Genomic DNA, 19,990 nt, shown 5'->3' on the forward strand with positions numbered 1-19,990 from the left:
TTTTATTTGATCATTGGAAGGTTGAGGCCATTGCGCTTGGCGCAGTCGATGGCGGTTTCGTAGCCGGCGTCGGCATGGCGCATCACGCCGCTGCCGCTGTCGTTGACCAGCACGCGCGCCAGGCGCTTGGCTGCCGCGTCGGTGCCGTCGGCAACGATCACGACGCCCGAGTGCTGCGAGTAGCCCATGCCCACGCCGCCGCCGTGGTGCAGCGACACCCAGGTGGCGCCGCCGGCGGTGTTGAGCAGCGCGTTGAGGAGCGGCCAGTCCGACACCGCATCGGTGCCGTCGCGCATCGCTTCCGTTTCGCGGTTCGGGCTCGCCACCGAGCCGGTGTCGAGGTGGTCGCGGCCGATCACGATCGGGGCTTTCAGTTCGCCGTTCTTCACCATCTCGTTGAAGGCCAGGCCGGCGATGTGGCGTTCGCCCAGTCCCAGCCAGCAGATGCGCGCCGGCAGGCCCTGGAAGGCGATGCGCTCGCGCGCCATGTCGAGCCAGCGGTGCACCTGCGCGTGGTGCGGGAACAGCTCCTTGATCTTGGCGTCGGTCTTGTAGATGTCCTCCGGATCGCCGGACAGGGCCACCCAGCGGAACGGGCCGCGCCCTTCGCAGAACTGCGGGCGGATGTAGGCAGGAACGAAGCCGGGGAAGTCGAACGCGTTCTTCACGCCGTGGTCGAGCGCGACCTGGCGGATGTTGTTGCCGTAGTCGACCGCCTTCACGCCCATCGCGTGCAGGTCCAGGATCGCCTGCACGTGCACCGCGCACGATGCCGCTGCCTCTTCCTTCAGGCGCGCGTGCTGCGCCGGGTCGCGCTGCGCGGCCTTCCACTGGTCGACCGTCCAGCCGAGCGGCAGGTATCCGTTGATCAGGTCGTGCGCGGAGGTCTGGTCGGTGACCAGGTCCGGCTTGATGCCGCCCGCTTTGGCGCGGCGCACCAGTTCCGGCAGCACCTCGGCCGCATTGCCCAGCAGGGCGATCGACACGGCTTCGCGGCGGCTTGTGTGCTGCTTGATCAGCTCAATGGCGTCGTCGATGTCGCGCGCCTGCTTGTCCACGTAGCGGGTGCGCAGGCGGAAGTCGATGCTGCTTTGCTGGCACTCGATGGTGAGCGAAACGGCGCCCGCGAAGGTCGCCGCCAGCGGCTGCGCGCCGCCCATGCCGCCCAGGCCGGCCGTCAGGATCCAGCGTCCGCCCCAGTCGCCGCCGAAATGCTGGCGGCCCGCTTCGGCGAAGGTCTCGTAGGTGCCCTGCACGATGCCCTGGGTGCCGATGTAGATCCAGCTGCCGGCGGTCATCTGGCCGTACATGAACAGGCCCTTGCGGTCCAGTTCATTGAAGTGTTCCCAGTTGGCCCACTTGGGCACCAGGTTGGAGTTCGCCAGCAGCACGCGCGGCGCATCCGCGTGGGTCTGGAACACGCCGACCGGCTTGCCGGACTGGATCAGGAGGGTCTGGTCGTCTTCCAGCTCGCGCAGGGAGGCCAGGATCTGGTCGTAGCATTCCCAGTTGCGCGCCGCGCGGCCGATGCCGCCGTAGACAACCAGGTGCTTCGGGTTCTCCGCCACCTCGGCGTCGAGGTTATTCTGGATCATCCTGTAGGCGGCTTCGGTGAGCCAGCTCTTGCAGGTCAGCTGGGATCCGCGCGGGGCGCGGATCTCGCGGGTGGCGTCATAACGCGGGTCGTGGTCGAGGCTCATGCTTCCTCCATGTGTGGAAGCCATCCAGTCTAGGTTGTCTATACAACCAAGTCAAGCCACATTGTGGCCCCCGCGAAACGCGGGGACGGCATCGTCACTTTTTTTCGTAGACGGGGCGGCCGGCGACCCAGGTCTGCAGCACGCCGGTCGCGTACAGCTCCGACTCCGGCGTGCGGAACAGGTCGCGGTCGATCACGATGAAATCGGCCCACTTGCCCGGCTCCAGCGAGCCGAGCATGTTCTCCTGGTGCGCGGCGTGCGCGGCGTCCAGCGTGAAGCAGCGCAGCGCCTCCTTCAGCGACATCGCCTGCTCCGGATACCAGCCGCCCACCGGCATGCCGCGCGCATCCTGGCGCGTGACCGCGGCATGGATGCCGTAGAACGGATTCGGCGACTCGACCGGGAAATCCGAACCGCACGCCACCTTCGAGCCCTGGTGCAGGTAGGTGCGCCAGGCGTAAGCGCCCTTGATGCGCTCCGGGCCGACGCGGTTCTCGGCCATGTTCATGTCCGAGGTGGCGTGGGTCGGCTGCATCGACGGGATGATGCCGACAGTGCGGAAGCGGGCGATATCGGCCGGGGTGACGACCTGCGCGTGCTCGATGCGGTGGCGCAGCTTGCCGCTGTTGGTCTTCTTCAGCTGGTCCGCGAGTGCGTTGAGCACCTGGCGGTTGCCGGCGTCGCCGATCGCGTGCACGTTGACCTGGTAGCCTTTTCTCATCGCCTTGGCGATCAGCGCGTTCATCTTCGCGTCGCTGTTGAACAGCAGTCCGTGCGTGTGCTTGTCGTCGCTGTAGGGCGATATCATGGCGGCGCCGCGGCTGCCCAGCGCGCCGTCCGAGTACAGCTTTACCGAACGCAGCGCGTACATGTCGTTGGCGAAGGTGTTCAGCGGGCCCTGCTTCGACAGGGCATCGAAGTCGCCGCCGACGCCGCCGATCATGGCGTACACCCGTGCGGTCAGCTTGCCGGCGCTGGCGTATTCGCGGTACAGCTTGTCCTCGGCCACGCCCATGCCGGCGTCGTGCACGCTGGTCAGTCCCATGCGCGCGATCTCGTCGAGCGAGGTGTCCAGCGTGCGGCGCAGTTCGGCCTCGGTGCGTTGCGGGACCTTCGCGTTCACCAGGTCCATCGCCGCGTCGACCAGCACGCCGGTGGCCTTGCCGTTCGCGTCGCGCATGATCTTGCCACCTACCGGGTCGGGCGTCTTGTCGGTGATGCCCGCCAGTTCCATCGCACGGGTGTTGGCCCAGCCGGCGTGGCCGTCCACGCGTTCGAACCAGGCCGGGCGGTCGGACACCACCTTGTCCAGTTCCGCCGCGGTCGGGAAGCGGCCCAGCTTCCACACTTCCTGGTTCCAGCCGCGTCCCTGCAGCCACGCGCTTTGCGGGTTGGCCTTGGCGTAGTTGGCGACGGCAGCCAGCGCGTTATCGAGCGAGGTGGTGGACGACAGGTCGAGGCGGATCATCATGTCGCCCAGGCCGAACACGTGGCCGTGCGCGTCGATCAGGCCGGGAATCACCGTGCGTCCCTGCAGGTCGACGCGGCGCGCGCCCGGCGCCTTTGCTGCGACGTCCGCCGAGTCCCCCACCGCGATGATCCTGCCCTTGTCGTCGATGGCCATGGCCCTGAACTGCACCAGCTCGTTCTTCGCGTTAAGCGTGTAGCCGTTGGCGTTGTCGATCAGCGTACTGGCGTGGGCCAGCGCGCCGAGCGAGGACAGGACAGCCAGTGAGCAGTGCAGGAAAATCGGACGCATCGAGGAACCCCGTTCTTGTAGTGGTGTAAAGAACAGGAGTGTAGCGAATTTTGCCGGCTGTGTAGCAAGGCGGATGGGGACATTCTTGTGCAATACGCGGCCCGCATCCCTCCTTGCCATTCACGAGCGCTTCTTGCGATCCCCGGCGCCCTCCCTCTCCAGCAGGGCGTGCTTGCGTTCGACGCCCCAGCGGTAGCCAGAAATGGCGCCATCGTTGCGCACCACGCGGTGGCAGGGAATCGCGATGGCCACCGGGTTTGCCGCGCAGGCGCCGGCGACGGCGCGCGCCATGCGGGCCGACCCGAGCCGCGCGGCCAGCTCGGCGTAGCCCACCGTCTCGCCGGCCGGGATCGCGCGCAGGGCCTGCCACACGCGCTGCTGGAATGCGGTGCCGCGCACGTCCAGCGGCAAGTCCAGCCCCAGGCCGGGCGATTCGACCATCGCCAGTACGCGCGCGACCCACGACTCGAATCCGGGCTCCGCGCCGACCAGCTCTGCCCTGGGAAAGCGGTCCTGCAGGTCCTGCACCAGCTGGCCCGGATCGTCGCCCATCAGGATGGCGCAAATGCCCTTGGCGGTTGCCGCCACCAGCACTGCCCCCAGGGACGAGTCGCCCACGGCGAACCGGATCGTGGCGCCGGAGCCGCCCGCGCGCCAGGCCGTCGGTTCCATCCCCAGCACCGCATTGGACGCGGCGTAGAAGCGCGCGCTGGAATTGAAACCGGCCGCGTAGATGGCGTCCGTCACGCTGGGCGCGGCGCCCAGTTCTTCCTGCAGCTTGCGCGCACGGCGCGCGGCTGCGTAGGCCTTCGGCGTGATGCCGGTATGCTGCCTGAAGATGCGGTGGAAGTGGAAGCTGCTCATGCCGCAGGCCTGCGCCAGCTCGTCCAGCGAGGGCGCCTGTTCGGATGCCTCGATCAGGCGGCACGCCTGCTCCACTGCGCGCGCATGCAGCTCGGCGATCGGCGGCCCGTCCGGCTTGCAGCGCAGGCAGGGGCGGAAGCCGGCGGCCTGCGCCTCGGCGCAGCTGGCATGGAAAGCGACGTTCTTGCGCAGCGCATGGCGCGACGGGCAGGACGGGCGGCAGTACACGCCGGTGGTGCGCACGCTGTAGCAGAATGCGCCGTCGGCGCTGCTGTCGCGGCGCTGGACCGCATCCCAGCGCTTGTCATCGGTGTCGTACTCGGTGCTCATCTGGTGCCTCATGGTGATGTTTGCAGCATCATGCGTGTGCTGCATGCGGCTGTCATCCCGTGTCTTGCTTTCAAATCCGATGGGCATCTGCCGGTGCTAGAATCGGGCATCACCCAATATCACCCCGGAGCCGAATTGGACAACGCCGCAGCGCAGGATGCTACGCCAATCTTCCAGCGAATCAAAGACTACCTGATCGGCGAGATCGCCGCAGGCCGCTGGAAGGAAGGCGACGTGATCCCGTCCGAGCAGGCGCTGGTCAAGCAGTTCGGCGTGTCGCGCATGACCGTCAACCGCGCCGTGCGCGAACTGACCGCGGAGCAGGTGCTGACGCGCCGCCAGGGTTCGGGCACCTTCGTCGCGCCGCAAAAGGTGCAGGCCACGCTGCTGGAAATCCGCAGCATCGCCGATGAGATCCGCGCGCGCGGGCACGTGCACCGCAGCAGCCTGCAGTTGCTGGAGCACGCGGTGGCGGACGAGGTTCTCGCCGCGCGGTTCGCGCTGCCGGACGGGACGCCGCTGTTCCATTCCGTGATCGTCCACTACGAAAACGAGATGCCGATCCAGGTGGAGGACCGCTGGGTAAATCCGTCCTGTGCGCCGGACTACATGCAACAGGATTTCGCGCAGGTGACGCCCAACGAATACCTGAGCGCGGCGGCGCCGCTGCAAAGCGCGACCTACAGCGTGGAAGCGCTGAATCCTCCTCCCGACATCGCGGGCATGCTGGAAATGAAGGCCGGCGAATGCTGCCTGGTGCTGCAGCGCTGCACGCGCGGCCTGGGCCAGGTGGCGTCGTGCGTGACCATGTGGCATCCGGGCCACCGCTACCAGTTCGCCGGCAGCGTGGGCTGACCGGAGCATCCTGTGCAGCCGCGGCTCTTCGACCCGTCCGTGCTGGAACAACTGCTTGCAGGGAACCGCGAGATGATGGGCAGGTTCGCGCACAGGTTCGTGGAGTCCGCGCGCCACGCGCTGGCGGAAATCGATGCGGCGCTGGCGGCCCAGGATGCGCACCAGCTCCGGCACCTCGGGCACCGGACCCGGTCCGCCGCGCTGACCGTGGGTGCGGCCGGGATGGCGGAGTTGTGCGCCCGGCTGGAACAGCTGCAGGACCTGGCGGCGGCCAGCCCGCTGGTGGGCGACCTGCACAGCGCTTTCAGCGCCACCGTTGCCGGCTTGCGCGGCGCCGGGCTCTTGCGGCCCGATCCATGACGGGCGCGCCTGGCGCCGCACGGTAACGCAAGTATTTTGATTTGCGGTTGTGTTTCGGGTGCATAATGTGGCCCAATGGAAACCAATGCGCACGTTCACGTCCTGGTGGTGGACGACGACCCTTTCATGCTCGAGCTGATGCGCGACATGCTGGAGACCGCCGGGGCATCGAAGGTGACGACGGCGCCGAGCGCGCGCGCGGGCCTGGGAGCCTTGCACGGGCGGCCGGAATTGCTGATCTGCGACCTGTCGATGCCGGACATGGACGGCATCGAATTCCTGAACGCGGCGGCCGCTTCCGGCTATGACGGCAGCGTGCTGCTGTTGTCGGGAATGGACAAGGGCGTCCTGCAAGCTGCCAAAGGACTCGCGGCTGCCCAGGGATTGCGGGTGCTGGGCGCGTACGCCAAACCGATGGGGCTGGCGGAGCTGCGCGCCGCGGTGGATGCCGCGGGATGCGCAGGGCGCTTGCGGCCGGGTTCGGCCGCCTGATGTGCTTTCGGCAAGATTTTTGAGCAACTCGCCGACACTTCAGAAAAAAATGGGGTATGATTCGGCCTGTTTCCCCGCCTGGCCCCTCCCTGCCGCGAGCTTCCAGCATCGCCGCCGGTTGAAATCGCGCAATCTGCCATCACATCTGGGTGCGTGACAATCCGACAAGCCGCCAAGGCATATGACCCACCTCTACCGAGGACAACATGAGCGAAAATATCAAACACATTAGCGATGCATCCTTCGAAGCCGACGTACTGAAGTCCGAAAAGCCAGTGCTGGTCGACTTCTGGGCCGAATGGTGCGGCCCATGCAAGGCCATCGCCCCGATCCTCGAAGAAGTGGCCAAAGAATACGAAGGCAAGATCCAGATCGCCAAGATGGACGTGGACGCGAACCAGCAGGTACCTGCCAAGTTCGGCATCCGCGGCATCCCGACCCTGATCCTGTTCAAGAACGGCGTCGCCGCCGCGCAGAAGGTTGGCGCGATGGCCAAGGGCCAGCTGACGTCCTTCATCGACAGCAACATCTAATCCGTCTAAGATACACGGCGGCAGCGCGCCCGCGCTGCCGCTGGTTTGACCAACCAGACCCACGTAGTTCCCTCCCCTACCTTTACTTTCCCGTCACGGGACACTCAACACATGCATCTATCTGAACTGAAGGCCATGCACGTCTCCGCCTTGCTGGAGATGGCGATCGGCCTCGACATCGACAACGCAGCCCGCCTGCGCAAGCAGGAGCTGATGTTCGCGATCCTGAAAAAGCGCGCAAAACAAGGCGAACAGATCTTCGGCGACGGCGCCCTCGAAGTGCTGCCGGACGGCTTCGGCTTCCTGCGCTCGCCGGACGCGTCGTACATGGCGTCCACCGACGACATCTACATCTCGCCCTCGCAGATCCGCCGCTTCAACCTGCACACCGGCGACTCGATCGAAGGCGAAGTGCGCACCCCGAAGGACGGCGAGCGCTATTTCGCGCTGGTCAAGGTCGACAAGGTCAACGGCGAATCGCCGGAAGCGTCCAAGCACCGCATCCTGTTCGAGAACCTGACCCCGCTGCACCCGAACGAGCCGTTGCGCCTCGAGCGCGACATGAAGGGCGAAGAGAACATCACCGGCCGCATCATCGACATGATCGCGCCGATCGGCAAGGGCCAGCGCGGCCTGCTGGTGGCCTCGCCGAAGTCCGGCAAATCGGTCATGCTGCAGCACCTGGCGCACGCGATCACCGCGAACCACCCGGATGTCACCCTGATCGTGCTGCTGATCGACGAGCGTCCGGAGGAAGTGACCGAGATGCAGCGCTCCGTGCGCGGCGAAGTGGTCGCCTCCACCTTCGACGAGCCGGCCACCCGCCACGTGCAGGTCGCAGAGATGGTGCTGGAAAAGGCCAAGCGCCTGGTTGAGATGAAGAAGGACGTGGTGATCCTGCTGGACTCGATCACCCGCCTGGCGCGCGCCTACAACACCGTGATCCCGGCATCGGGCAAGGTGCTGACCGGTGGCGTCGACGCCAACGCACTGCAGCGTCCGAAGCGCTTCTTCGGCGCCGCGCGTAACATCGAAGAAGGCGGCTCGCTGACCATCGTCGCCACCGCGCTGATCGAAACCGGTTCGCGCATGGACGACGTGATCTACGAAGAATTCAAGGGCACCGGCAACATGGAAGTGCACCTGGAGCGCCGCCTGGCCGAGAAGCGCGTCTACCCGGCGATCAACCTGAACAAGTCGGGCACCCGCCGCGAAGAGCTGCTGATCAAGCCGGACCAGCTGCAGAAGATCTGGATCCTGCGCAAGCTGTTGTACGGCATGGACGAGATCGAGGCGATGGAGTTCATCCTCGACAAGATGAAGGCGACGAAGACCAATATCGAGTTCTTCGACATGATGCGCCGAGGCGGCTGATCCGCCAGCAAGAACGCCCCGCACGCCGGGGCGTTTTTTTTGCGCCGGCGACGCAACGCTCCTCCAATTTTTTGAACTCCGCGCCATCGTTCGTGTCTAAAGAAGACAATAACAAGCGGAGGACATCATGACGGAAAATTCGGAAGAGCTTGCAGAACTCCAGCGCGCCCATGCCGCGCTCGAGAGCAAGGTGACAACCATTCTCCCGACCCTTGCCACCAAGGCAGACCTGGAATCCATGGGCCGGCACCTTACCGATGAAATGACGCGTCGTTTCGACCTCATGAACCAGCGCTTCGACCAGCAGAACCAGCGCTTCGACCAGCGCTTTGATGCTCTGCAGAAAGCCATGACAGAAGGCTTTAACCGGATCTGGCTCTGGATTGCGGGCACGCTCGTCGCTGTCATCGTTGCCATACTTGGCTCATCCTGGTTTGCCCCGGCCCGGCAAGCGCCCGCCGCGCCTCCGGTTGTCTACCAGCTGTATCCGCCCGGTTATTCCGCCCTGCCCGCGCCGCCGGTTGCGCCGTCACCCCAACCATAGTAAAATCGCGGGTTCAGTAGTACAACCTGGCAAGTGATCGGCAATCGGGTCAAGAAGCATGGCGACCGACGAAGTGCCCATTGGCTACCAACCTAACCGAGGCAATCATGAAAGCTGATACCCATCCAAATTACCGTGAAGTCGTGTTCCACGACCTCTCCTGCGATTTCAAATTCGTCACCCGTTCGACCATCCAGACCAAAGAAACCATCCAGCACGATGGCAAAGAAATGCCTCTGGTGAAGATCGAAGTCTCGGCTGAATCGCACCCGTTCTACACCGGCAAGCACAAGATCGTCGACACCGCTGGCCGCGTCGAGAAATTCCGTCAGAAGTTCGGCGCCGTCGGCTCCAAGACTTCCGTCGCAAACGGCTAATCACCCGCCGCTCGCAGAAAAAGGCAGCCATGGCTGCCTTTTTTTACGCGCATACTTCATACTTCGCATTATTTTTACGGCCCAGCCCGCTATCGATGAAGCCAGTCCGCCTCCCTGCCGCCGCCACCCTCGCCCTGCCCCGCTGGGCCCTGTTCGGGCTTGGCCTGCTCTACATCCTGCCGGGCCTGATCGGGCGGGATATCTGGAAGGACGATGCCGGCAGCTTCGGGATCATGTGGACCATGGCCAACGGCGGCGTCAACGACTGGCTGTACCCGAACATCGCGGGCCTTGCCAGCGCCGACGAGGGGCCGCTGGCATTCTGGCTGGGCGCGGTCTTCATCAAGCTGTTCGGATGGGCGCTGGGCGACCAGCTCGCCGCCAGGCTGTCGACCATCGCGATTTTCGTGCTGGGCACGCTCTCCGTCTGGTACACGGCCTTCCACCTGGGCCGCCGCCCGGAGGCGCAGCCGCTGCGCCTGGCCTTTGGCGGCCAGCCGGAACCGGATGACTACGGCCGCACGCTGGCCGACACCGCCGTCCTGATCTACCTCGGCTGCCTGGGACTGCTGTTGCACAGCCACGTCACGCTGGCGGCGACCCTGCAGGGCGGCCTGCTGGCCTACTTCCTGTACCGCTCGGTGCGCTACATCGAACTGCAATCGGTCCGCAACGCGGCACTGATCGGCCTGTCGCTGGGCGCCCTGACGCTGACGCGCGGCTGGGTCGTGCCGGCCGGCCTGACGCTCGCGCTGTACCTGTGCACCCGCTACCTGCGCATGCCGCGCGTGCCGGTGCTGCGCGACATCGGCGTCGCCCTGCTGGTGGCGGGCGCGCTGGCGCTGCTGTGGATCGTCCCGGCCGCGCTGGTCCAGCCCTACGGCCAGTCCCCGGTGGCAGCGTGGCAGGCATGGAACATGGACCAGGTCGGCATCCCGACCATGGCTTCGCTAGGCCAGCTGCTGCGTACCGCGCTCTGGTATTTCTGGCCGGCCTGGCCGTTTGCCGGCTGGGCAATCTACGCTTGGCGCCGGCAAAGCAAGCTGTTGCACATCGTGGTGCCGCTGTTCTTCGTCGCGGTGCTGACCGTGCTGGTGCTGTTCCACCCGACCCCTGCGAATACCGACCTGATCAAGCTGTTGCCGCCGCTGGCGATCATGGCCGCGTTCGGCCTGCCGACGATGAAGCGCGGCGCGATCAACGCGATCGACTGGTTCTCGGTCATGGTGCTCACCACGCTGGCGGCGGTGGTGTGGCTGTTTTACATTGCCAAGCTCACCGGCTGGCCCGCGCAGCTGTCCAAGAACGTCCTGAAGCAAGTGCCCGGACATACGCCGGAATTCCTGCTGCTGCCATTCGCGGTTGCCGCGGCGGCCACGGTCGGCTGGTTCTTCCTGGTGCACTGGCGCGTTTCGCGCCAGCCATCGGTGCTGTGGCGCGCCGTGGTCCTGTCGGCGGGCGGCCTGATCCTGCTGTGGGTATTGCTGATGACGCTGTTCATTCCCGAACTCAACTACGGGAAGAGCTACCGCTCGGTCGCCGCGCAGATCGTCGAGCGCTTGCCGCCGCAGGCAGGCTGCATCGAAACCAATGCCGGGCCGGCACAGCGCGCCTCGTTCGCGTACTTCGGCAAGCTGCGCTTTGCGGGGATGGAAGGCGGCAAATGCGACTACCTGCTGCTACAGGACAGCATCAAGCTGCGCGACAGCCATGAGCTGAACCGCTACTACCGCAGCAAGCAGTGGCAGCTGCTGTGGGAAGGCCGCCGTCCCTCGGACCGGAGCGAACGTTTCCGCCTGTACCGCCGCGCCGACTAGCGGGAACGTTGCAGCGTTGCCCTGCGTTGCCAAATCGGTGATAATGCGGGTCGCGTTGCCGGGATGGCGGAATAGGTAGACGCACGGGACTCAAAATCCCGCGCCGCAAGGCGTACCGGTTCGATTCCGGTTCCCGGCACCACCAGTCAAGGCCTGTATTCGATATTTCGAAGCGGGCCTTTTGCTTTTCCGCCCCAGCCACTGTACCCGCGCTGGAAGGCGCTCCTGCGGCTGGAGCTCGGCGCCAGTGCCACGCAGCGCGCCTGCTGCGTCGCCGGCGTTTCAGCGCTGGGCCATCCGATCGGTTTTGGTGGCCGCGTCCAGCCGGGCGAACAACTCCCCGTGCAGTGACCGGGCGTATTGGTTCATGTGCCGGCGTGCATGGTCCAGTTCGGCTAGTTGCGTCTCGGCGATGCCCCGCTCATTGCGCTGCACGGCCCACAGCGTGTATTCCACGCGCGCCTCCAGGCTGCCGAACCGGTCGACCGCGCTGGCGAATTCGGCGCCGGCTTCCTCCTGCCTGCCGGCGGATGCATAGGCCGCTGCGAGGGCCAGCGACACGGCTTCCGGCCGGAACGACGGGTGCTTGCGGCGCAGCTCTTCGAGCATCGACACCGCTGCCGGGGCCTGCCCATCGGCGCGCAGGGCACGCGATGCCGCAAAAATGATCTCCGGGTCGCCGGCAAAAGGGCCGCGCAGGCAGGCATCGAATTGCTGGACTGCGTCCTTGAACATGCCTGCCTCGAGCATCGCGTTGGCCAGCTTCATCTGGTTCTGGGCCGTCGGGGTCAGGTCGAACGCCTGCTGCGCTTCGCGCAACGCGCGGCCCGGGTCGAGCGTATCGCGCACCGTCCGGCCCGCCTTGATGAGGGTGTGCTCGAGGCGCGAATGCGGCAGGTAGATCGCGAAGAAATAGACCACGCTGCCCAGGATGGGGAACGAGAAGAGGATCAGCAGCCAGTACATTTCGCGGCGGGTTCGTACCGCGTGCACTGCGAAATACAGCGCCACCAGAAAGTGCAGCCCCAGTCCGACGATTGGCATGTTTGCTCCTGCGAATTTAACCGGAAGTCATCATACCTTGCATGTCGATGACACAACAGGGAAAACGCCTTGTCAGGACGCAAAGGCTTACCCGCGTGCGGCGTTTTTTTACCGGAGGTGTCGTCGCCGCTGTGCGCGCAGCAGAGAACGGCTACTCGCAGGCCTTGGTCACCATGTCCGGGGTGCCCGGCAGCAGGCAGGGCGGGCGGCGGGTGCGGCGGTCGGGCGGCACACCCTCCCTGCTTCCGGTACGGGCCAGGTCGCGCAGCATGGAGGCGGCGGCCGTGTTCAGGCGCGTCACCACGGCATCCGGCACCGCCTTGTTGCACGCGAGGTAGAGCCCGACCGTATTGAATTTCAGGACCGGTACGATCGCGTGCGGATAGTAGGCGCCGTATTCCGGGCCGGTCTCGGCGTTGGCCGACACCCACAGGTCGATCCTGCCCATCAGCAGTTTTTGCGGATTGGAGTTGTCGGACTGGGCTGCGTCGACCTGGAAGCCGCGCGAACGCAGGTATTCGTGCGCCGCGTCCCCCGCAAAGGTGCCGATGCGGTACTTGCGCGCGTCTTCCAGCGTCCTGACCTGGTAGTCCTGGCCGGCGCGTCCGACCAGCACCCAGGTGCGCACGTACAGCGGCCCCACCCACTTGAAGTGCTCCTCGCGCTCCGGCGTGCGCGAGGTCGCGAACACGCAGGCATCCTTGCGCGACAGCGCGACGGCGTACGCGCGCGTCCAGGGGTACTGCCGGATGGTGTAGCTGACGTTGGCCCGGTTGGCCACCTCACGAACCCGTGCGGTCAGGCCCGGCCGTTTTGATGCGTGCCATTCTTCTTCCGCCGGAACCGGCAGATCGGTAGTGAAGTACATTGTCGGCGTGGCGCCGGCGGTGCACCAGGCGCACGCCAGGACCAGCGCCAGGCTCCTTGCCGGCATACAGACCCTTTAGCCATCTCAATATGGCGAGGGATAAGAATAACAGCTTGGATGGCACCAAAGCAATTTTCTTGCTGGGGCTGGATGCTCCGGCGCCGGGATGAAGTCCCGGCGCGGGCTAGACGCCGACCTGGGGGGCGGCAGGGGCGGCGGGAACCATCGGCACGGTGACGCGGCCGGCAACCACTTCGTCGTACAGCGCGCGGTAGTTCAGTGCCATCTGCTCGGCGGTGAACAGCTTCCAGTAGCGCGCCTCGGCGCGCTTGCCCATCTCGCTGGCCATCACCGGGTTGTCCCACAGCTGGCGCATGGCCTGGCCGAAGGCTTGCGGGTCCGACGGCGGCACGACCAGGCCGGTCTCGTTGTGGATGTTGATGTAGGTGGTGCCGGTGCCGATCTCGCTGGAGATCATCGGCTTGCCGTACATGGCGCCTTCCAGCAGCGAGATGCCGAACGCTTCGGAGCGCAGGTGCGACGGGAACGCTACCGCGTAGCACAGCTTGAGCAGCGCGACCTTGTCGGCGTCGCCCACCGCGCCCACGAAACGCACGTGCCTGAGGCCCAGTCGCCGCGCATGTTCCTTCAGCTCGCGCTCGATCGGGCCGGCGCCCACGATCACGACCGGATAGTCGGTGTTGGCCACCGCGTCCAGCAGGATGTGCAGGCCTTTGTAGTAGCGCAGCACGCCGACGAACAGGAAGAAGCGGTCGCCCACTTCGGCGCGCCACTTGTCCTGCAGCGCCTCGTCCTGGTCCGGGTAGGTGGTCTTGTCCAGGCCGTAGGTGATGACGCGCGTCTTGTCGCGGTAGCGTCCCAGCACCGGCGAGGATTCGAGGTAGTTGGGCGAGGTTGCCACCACCGCGTCCACGCTGTGCAGGAAGCGGTGGCACAGCGGCTTGTACAGGCGCAGCAGGTATTTCTGGCGCACGATGTCGGAGTGGTAGGTCACTACCGACGGCTTGTCGATCCCCGCCAGGAAGTGCGCCAGGTCCATGAAGGGCCACGGGAAGTGGTAATGGATCAGGTCCGCGCCGCGCGCCATGGCGGCCAGTTCGCGCACGGCGGCGAACGAGAAGCCGGTCGAGGCGATCTCGAAGTCGAGCGGGACGCGCTTGACCAGGTGACCCTCGAAATGCATCGGCTGCGGCTCGCGCTCGCGCGTGAGCGAGAGCACTTCGTTGCGCACGCCAAGGCGCGCAGTGCCCACGCACATCTGGCGAATCACCTGCTCGACGCCACCCACCGAATCCGGGTAGTAGGTCTTGTAAAAATGTAGAACACGCATAAGCGGCTTAATTTGATAAAACTGATTGATAGACCGCTGCCGTGCGCTGCGCGGTATGGGCCCAGGTCAGCTGGGCGGCGCGCGCGCGGCCGGCATCGATGCAACGGCGCCGCAGGAACTGATCCTCCACCAGCGTCAGCATGGCAGAGGAAATGTCCGCTACCGACAGCGGATCGACCTCCAGCGCCGCCCCCTGCGAGACTTCAGGCAGGGAGCTCGTATTCGACGTTACCGCCGGCACTCCGGCAGAGAACGCTTCTACCAGTGGAATGCCGAACCCCTCATATAATGACGGAAAAACAAAAACGCCAGCGCCCGCGTACACATGACGCAACTGATCAGGCCGGGTCAGCTTGCTCAGCCAGCGCACCCGCTCGCGCTTTTCCTGCGCCGCCTCGATCTTCGCGACCAGTTCCTCGCAGCGCCATCCGGGCGCGCCCACGATCACCAGCTGGCGCTCGCGCCGCACTTCCTTCGGCAGCGCCAGGTAGGCTTCCAGCACCCGCTCGACATTCTTGCGCGGCTGCAAGGTGCCCACGAACAGGAAGTAACCCGGCTGCAGCTTGTTCATCTGCATCGTCACCGTCATCGGGATCTGGCCCGGCGCTTCCGCCCAGCCGGCATCCACGCCCTGGTGTACCACGCTGATGCGTCGCTCGTCCACCCCGAAGCACTCGACCAGTTCGGCCACCGCGAAGTGGGACGGCGCGATGATGTGCTGCGCCTTGCGCGCCGCCTTCACCTGCAGCCAGTTCTTCAGCGCGCGCAGCTTCGGGTTGCACCACTGCGGGTACTTGATCGGCAGCGCATCGTGCAGCGTCGCCACCACCGGGCACCTCATGCGCACCACGCGGTAGTCGGTGACGTGGAAGATGTCCGCGTCCACCTTCTGGCGCACGAAGCGCGGCGTGGCCAGGTCCAGCGCGGTCTGCAGCTCGAACGGGCGGCGCATCGGCCGGCCTACTTCCAGCGGCGCACCACCGCGCAGCGGCGGGTACGAATACGGCAACACCTCGCAGCCTGCCTCGGGCAGGTGCCGCAGCAGCGCCTGCGTGTACACGCCGATCCCGTCCAGCCTTCCCTTCGTCAGCGCCGGCTCGATCATGGTGGTTCCCAGGCCGACTCGCACGCTGCTCACGCCTGGTACATCCAGCGCAGCGTCTCTTCCAGCGGCGTGGTGCGCAGCGGCCCGATCGCGTCGACCAGGCGCGCATTGCTGCCGGCCAGTTTGAGTACGTCGTTGGCGCGCACGAAGGTGGGGTTGACGCTCACGTCGATGCTGTAGCCCGCAATGCGCGACATCATCGACAGCACGTCCTGCAGCGAATGGGCCACGCCCGAACAGACGTTGAAGACCTGTCCCGCCTTGCCGGCGACCAGCAGGCGGCGGTAGGCATCGACCACCATGCGCACGTCGGAAAAATCGCGCGCAATGGCCAGGTTGCCCAGTTCGATGCGCCGCTCGCCGCGGCGGAAGTGCGCGACGATCTTCGGCAGCAAAAAGTTTTCGTGCTGGCCGGCGCCGGTGTAGTTAAAGGGGCGCACGATCGTAATCGGCAGCTTGTCCATCCACAGCCGCGCCATGTATTCCATCGACAGCTTGCTGACCGCGTAGTCGTTGGCGGGCGACGGCGGGGTGTCCTCGCCGATCGCTTCCAGGTCGGCATTGCCATACACGTTTGCCGACGATGCCAGCAGCACCGCCTCCGGCTTGTGTTCCTGCGCGGCCAGCGCCTCCAGCAGGTGGCGGGTGCCGATCAGGTTGACGCGGTAGATCAGGTCGGGGTCGGAATGGGCGACAAAGGAAATCGCCGCCAGGTGCACCACCACGTCGGGACGGATCGCGTCCACCGCGGCGCGCACGGCCGCGCGGTCGCACAGGTCGACCTGGCAGTTGTCGTCGCCATGCGCGTCGGCACGCGCATCGCCCGGCTGCACGGTGCCGAACACGCGGTAGCCTTCGGCGGCCAGCACCTCGGCCATGTAGTGGCCGGTAAAGCCGTGCACGCCCGTCACCAGGGCGCGCTTGCCCGCGCCGGTGCCGCCGGATGCAGGCGCGGGGGAGCGATCCGCCGGAACCGTCATCTCAGAACGAGAAGCCCAGCTCGTTGCGGCGCAGGTCCGCCTCCACCATCATCTGGCACAGCTGTTCGAGCGTGGTCTTTGGCTGCCAGCCCAGGTCGCGCATGGCCTTGGACGGGTCGCCGATCAGCAGGTCGACTTCCGCAGGGCGGTAGAACTTGGGGCTGACGCGCACCAGCAGCTTGCCGGTGTTGGCGCAATGGCCGGTTTCCGATTCGCCCTGGCCGCGCCAGTCGACCGCGATGCCGGCGCCCTTGAACGCCATGGTGACGAAGTCGCGCACCGTCTCGGTGCGGTTGGTCGCCAGCACGTAGGTGTCCGGGTGGTCGGCCTGCAGGATGCGCCACATGCCTTCCACGTATTCGCGTGCATAGCCCCAGTCGCGCTTGGCGTCCAGGTTGCCCAGCTCGAGCACGTCGAGCTTGTTCTGCACGATCTTGGCGACCGAGTCGGTGATCTTGCGCGTGACGAACTCGCGGCCGCGCAGCGGCGACTCGTGGTTGAACAGGATGCCGGAGGAGCCGAAGATGCCGTACGACTCGCGGTAGTTCACGGTCATCCAGTGCGCGTACAGCTTGGCCACGCCATACGGGCTGCGCGGATAGAACGGGGTGCTTTCCACTTGCGGGATGGCCTGGACCTTGCCGAACATCTCGGAGGTGGAGGCCTGGTAGAAGCGCGCGCCCGGCTTGACGATGCGGATCGCCTCCAGCAGGTGCACCGGGCCGATGCCGGTGATCGAGGCGGTGGCGATCGGCTGCTCGAACGAGACGCCGACGAAGCTCTGCGCCGCCAGGTTGTAGATCTCGTCCGGGTCGCACGACTGGACCAGGCGCAGCGAGGAGGACAGGTCGGTCAGGTCGTATTCCACCAGCTTGAGCTGGGGATGGGACGCAATGCCCAGTTCCTCGATCCGCCAGAAGTTGACGGAACTGGAGCGGCGGTAGGTGCCGGTGACCTCGTAGCCCTTTTCCAGCAGAAGCTGGGCCAGGTACGCGCCATCCTGTCCGGTGATCCCGGTAATGAGCGCCTTCTTAATTTTTTGCATGTCTTGTACTCGATTTTGACCACGCGTTGACGCTGCGGCGCGGTGTTAAAGCCCGATTTCACCCTGGATTGTAGCAGGGTTGCCAAAATTGTATTTCGCTGCGGCAATAGTGTGCGTGCAATGCACACCATAATGGCGTGCAAAAACAACAACTTGGCTATGCGAGCAAGATTATGCCCCCACAGCGGCGTGCAACCGTCGAGCTTTACGCTTTGTTACCAATACTCCCGGCCAGGCGGAGACGGTTAAGGCCGGATTATCGCTCCGATACGGCATCCACGACGCACAATGCCGTCATGTTGACGATCCGGCGCACGGTTGCCGACGGGGTCAGCACGTGCACCGGCCGCGCACAGCCCAGCAGCACCGGCCCGATCGCGATGCCGTTGCCGGCCGCCGTCTTGACCAGGTTGTACGCGATGTTGGCGGCGTCCAGGTTCGGCATCACCAGCAGGTTCGCGTCCCCCTTGAGGGTCGTGTGCGGCATCAGCTGCATCCGCAGTTTCGAGTTGAGCGCGGTGTCGCCGTGCATCTCCCCGTCGATCTCCAGCCCCGGCATGCGCTGCTGGACCAGCGCCAGCACATCGCGCATCTTGCAGGCCGACTCCGCGTTGGAGGAGCCGAAATTCGAATGCGACAGCAGCGCCACGCGCGGCGAGATGCCGAAACGCTGCATCTCTTCCGCCGCCAGGATCGTGATCTCGGCCAGCTGCTCCGCGGTCGGGTTCTGGTTCACATGCGTGTCCACCACGGCCAGCTGGCGTTCCGGCAGGATCAGGAAATTCATCGCCGCGTACACGTGCGCGCCCTGCCGCTTGCCCAGCACCTGGTCGATGTACTTGAGGTGCAGGTCGACGGTGCCGTAGGTCCCGCAGATCATCCCGTCGGCATGGCCCTTGTGGATCATCATCGCGCCGATCAGCGTGTGGCGGCGGCGCATCTCCAGCTTTGCATAATCCTGCGAGACGCCTTTGCGATTGGTCATCTCGTAGTAGCTCTGCCAATAATCGCGGTAGCGCTCTTCGTAGTCCGGATTGATCACGTCGAAGTGCTCGCCCATCTTCAGGCGCAGGCCGAAGCGCTCGATGCGGCGCTCCAGCACGCTCGGGCGGCCCACCAGGATCGGGCGCGCCAGGCGTTCGTCCACCACCACCTGCACCGCGCGCAGCACGCGCTCGTCCTCGCCTTCGGCATAGACGATGCGCTTGAGTTCATGCGGCGCCGCCTTGGCGATCGAGAACAGCGGCTTCATGAAGGTGCCGCTGTGGTACACGAACTGCTGCAGGTGGTCGGCGTAGGCGGCCAGGTCGGCGATCGGGCGCGTCGCCACGCCCGATTCCTCGGCGGCCCTGGCCACGCGCGGGGCGATCTGCATCAGCAGGCGCGGATCGAACGGCATCGGGATCAGGTACTCCGGGCCGAACGACAGGTTCTTGATGTTGTAGGTGCTGGCGACGATGTCGGACTGTTCGGCGTGCGCCAGTTCGGCGATCGCGTGCACGACCGCGATTTCCATCTCGCGCGTGATGGTGGTCGCACCGCAGTCGAGGGCGCCGCGGAAGATGTACGGGAAGCACAGCACATTGTTGACCTGGTTCGGATAGTCCGAACGGCCGGTGCAGATCACCGCGTCCGGGCGCACCGCCTTGGCTTCTTCCGGCAGGATTTCCGGGGTCGGGTTGGCCAGCGCCAGGATCAGCGGGTTGGGCGCCATCTTTGCGACCATCTCCGGCTTGAGCACGCCGCCGGCCGACAGGCCGAGGAAGATGTCCGCATCCGGGATCACCTCGGACAGCGTGCGCGCGCCGGTATCCTGCGCGAAGCGTTCCTTGTCCGGGTCCATCAGTTCCTGGCGGCCCTTGTACACCACGCCGGCCAGGTCGGTCACGTAGATGTTCGCGATCGGGAAGCCCAGGTCCACCAGCAGGTCCAGGCAGGCCAGCGCGGCGGCGCCGGCGCCGGAGACCACCAGCTTGCAGTTCAGGATGTCCTTGCCGACCACCTTGACGCCATTCAGGATCGCCGCGCCGACGATGATCGCGGTGCCGTGCTGGTCGTCGTGGAAGACCGGGATCTTCATGCGGGCACGCAGCGCGCGCTCGATGTAGAAGCATTCCGGCGCCTTGATGTCTTCCAGGTTGATGCCGCCGAAGGTCGGTTCGAGCGAAGCGATGATGTCGACCAGCTTGTCCGGATCGGACTCGTTGATCTCGATGTCGAACACGTCGACGCCCGCGAATTTCTTGAACAGGACGCCCTTGCCTTCCATGACCGGCTTGGAGGCGAGTGCGCCGATATTGCCCAGGCCGAGCACCGCGGTGCCGTTCGAGATGACGGCGACCAGGTTGCCGCGCGCCGTATATTTATAGGCGGTGGACGGGTCGCGCACGATCTCCTCGCAGGGAGCGGCAACGCCGGGCGAATAGGCCAGCGACAGGTCGCGCTGGTTGGTCAGGCCCTTGGTCGGCGTGACGGCGATCTTGCCCGGCCGCGGGAACTCGTGGTACTCGAGCGCCGCCAGGCGCAACTGTTGACGAAGTTCCTCTTTCTTATCTACCGCATCCATGCTGGGCCAGCCTTCCGTTCATTTAA

18 protein-coding genes and 1 tRNA gene are annotated in these 19,990 nt (G+C 65.6%); 9 read left to right on the forward strand and 10 right to left on the reverse strand.

Features of this window, described 5'->3' with window-relative positions:
• Positions 1–2: 2 nt before the first annotated feature.
• From hutU to ada, 3 genes are all read right to left on the reverse strand, one after another.
• The gene (gene hutU / locus ACFSQR_RS10505) at positions 3–1,700 is read right to left on the reverse strand and encodes a urocanate hydratase (protein WP_377729716.1); all 1,698 of its coding nucleotides are present in this window, start codon (positions 1,698–1,700) and stop codon (positions 3–5) included.
• A 94-nt stretch (positions 1,701–1,794) separates the two neighbouring features.
• A complete protein-coding gene (locus ACFSQR_RS10510) occupies positions 1,795–3,459 on the reverse strand; it encodes an amidohydrolase (RefSeq protein ID WP_377729717.1) in 1,665 nt (554 codons plus the stop codon).
• Between the two features lie 120 nt (positions 3,460–3,579).
• Complete coding sequence (gene ada / locus ACFSQR_RS10515) at positions 3,580–4,653, reverse strand: bifunctional DNA-binding transcriptional regulator/O6-methylguanine-DNA methyltransferase Ada (protein WP_377729962.1); 1,074 nt, start codon at positions 4,651–4,653, stop codon at positions 3,580–3,582.
• A 135-nt stretch (positions 4,654–4,788) separates the two neighbouring features.
• On the opposite strand from ada, the gene hutC reads away from it, so the two are divergent.
• The 9 genes from hutC (at position 4,789) to ACFSQR_RS10560 (ending at position 11,147) form a co-directional block, all read left to right on the forward strand.
• Positions 4,789–5,508: a histidine utilization repressor gene (gene hutC, locus ACFSQR_RS10520; protein WP_377729718.1), complete on the forward strand. Its 720-nt coding sequence runs from the start codon at positions 4,789–4,791 to the stop codon at positions 5,506–5,508.
• Positions 5,509–5,520: 12 nt separating this feature from the next.
• Positions 5,521–5,868 carry an Hpt domain-containing protein gene (locus ACFSQR_RS10525; RefSeq protein WP_377729719.1) on the forward strand — a complete coding sequence of 116 codons (348 nt, stop codon included), beginning with the start codon at positions 5,521–5,523 and terminating at the stop codon, positions 5,866–5,868.
• A 75-nt stretch (positions 5,869–5,943) separates the two neighbouring features.
• On the forward strand, positions 5,944–6,360 hold the full coding sequence (locus tag ACFSQR_RS10530; protein ID WP_377729720.1) for a response regulator: 417 nt from the start codon (positions 5,944–5,946) through the stop codon (positions 6,358–6,360).
• A 206-nt stretch (positions 6,361–6,566) separates the two neighbouring features.
• Complete coding sequence (gene trxA / locus ACFSQR_RS10535) at positions 6,567–6,893, forward strand: thioredoxin TrxA (RefSeq protein WP_377729721.1); 327 nt, start codon at positions 6,567–6,569, stop codon at positions 6,891–6,893.
• Positions 6,894–7,004: 111 nt separating this feature from the next.
• The gene (gene rho / locus ACFSQR_RS10540; protein ID WP_377729722.1) at positions 7,005–8,267 is read left to right on the forward strand and encodes a transcription termination factor Rho; all 1,263 of its coding nucleotides are present in this window, start codon (positions 7,005–7,007) and stop codon (positions 8,265–8,267) included.
• Positions 8,268–8,394: 127 nt separating this feature from the next.
• Entirely contained in the window at positions 8,395–8,811 is a 417-nt protein-coding gene (locus ACFSQR_RS10545; protein WP_377729723.1) for a hypothetical protein, read from the forward strand.
• A 107-nt stretch (positions 8,812–8,918) separates the two neighbouring features.
• Complete coding sequence (locus ACFSQR_RS10550) at positions 8,919–9,188, forward strand: type B 50S ribosomal protein L31 (protein WP_377729724.1); 270 nt, start codon at positions 8,919–8,921, stop codon at positions 9,186–9,188.
• A 95-nt stretch (positions 9,189–9,283) separates the two neighbouring features.
• Positions 9,284–11,005 carry an ArnT family glycosyltransferase gene (locus ACFSQR_RS10555; RefSeq protein WP_377729725.1) on the forward strand — a complete coding sequence of 574 codons (1,722 nt, stop codon included), beginning with the start codon at positions 9,284–9,286 and terminating at the stop codon, positions 11,003–11,005.
• A gap of 57 nt (positions 11,006–11,062) precedes the next feature.
• A tRNA-Leu gene (locus tag ACFSQR_RS10560) sits at positions 11,063–11,147 on the forward strand.
• Between the two features lie 140 nt (positions 11,148–11,287).
• Here the strand turns inward: ACFSQR_RS10560 and ACFSQR_RS10565 are convergent.
• From ACFSQR_RS10565 to ACFSQR_RS10595, 7 genes are all read right to left on the reverse strand, one after another.
• Positions 11,288–12,049: a hypothetical protein gene (locus ACFSQR_RS10565; RefSeq protein WP_377729726.1), complete on the reverse strand. Its 762-nt coding sequence runs from the start codon at positions 12,047–12,049 to the stop codon at positions 11,288–11,290.
• Between the two features lie 151 nt (positions 12,050–12,200).
• A complete protein-coding gene (locus ACFSQR_RS10570; protein WP_377729727.1) occupies positions 12,201–12,983 on the reverse strand; it encodes a substrate-binding periplasmic protein in 783 nt (260 codons plus the stop codon).
• A 118-nt stretch (positions 12,984–13,101) separates the two neighbouring features.
• Positions 13,102–14,268 (reverse strand): glycosyltransferase family 4 protein, encoded by a 1,167-nt coding sequence (locus ACFSQR_RS10575; RefSeq protein ID WP_377729728.1) that lies wholly within the window; start codon positions 14,266–14,268, stop codon positions 13,102–13,104.
• 7 nt (positions 14,269–14,275) lie between these two features.
• Entirely contained in the window at positions 14,276–15,406 is a 1,131-nt protein-coding gene (locus ACFSQR_RS10580) for a glycosyltransferase family 4 protein (RefSeq protein WP_377729729.1), read from the reverse strand.
• Positions 15,403–16,353 carry a GDP-mannose 4,6-dehydratase gene (locus ACFSQR_RS10585; RefSeq protein ID WP_377729730.1) on the reverse strand — a complete coding sequence of 317 codons (951 nt, stop codon included), beginning with the start codon at positions 16,351–16,353 and terminating at the stop codon, positions 15,403–15,405. Before ACFSQR_RS10585 ends, ACFSQR_RS10580 begins: the two co-directional genes overlap by 4 nt.
• Position 16,354: 1 nt before the next feature.
• Complete coding sequence (gene gmd, locus ACFSQR_RS10590) at positions 16,355–17,398, reverse strand: GDP-mannose 4,6-dehydratase (RefSeq protein WP_377729731.1); 1,044 nt, start codon at positions 17,396–17,398, stop codon at positions 16,355–16,357.
• Between the two features lie 256 nt (positions 17,399–17,654).
• Positions 17,655–19,964: an NADP-dependent malic enzyme gene (locus ACFSQR_RS10595; RefSeq protein ID WP_377729732.1), complete on the reverse strand. Its 2,310-nt coding sequence runs from the start codon at positions 19,962–19,964 to the stop codon at positions 17,655–17,657.
• Positions 19,965–19,990: the final 26 nt, after the last annotated feature.

This window comes from Pseudoduganella sp. GCM10020061 (genome assembly GCF_042683405.1).
In the GTDB taxonomy this organism is placed as follows: Bacteria; Pseudomonadota; Gammaproteobacteria; order Burkholderiales; family Burkholderiaceae_D; genus Telluria.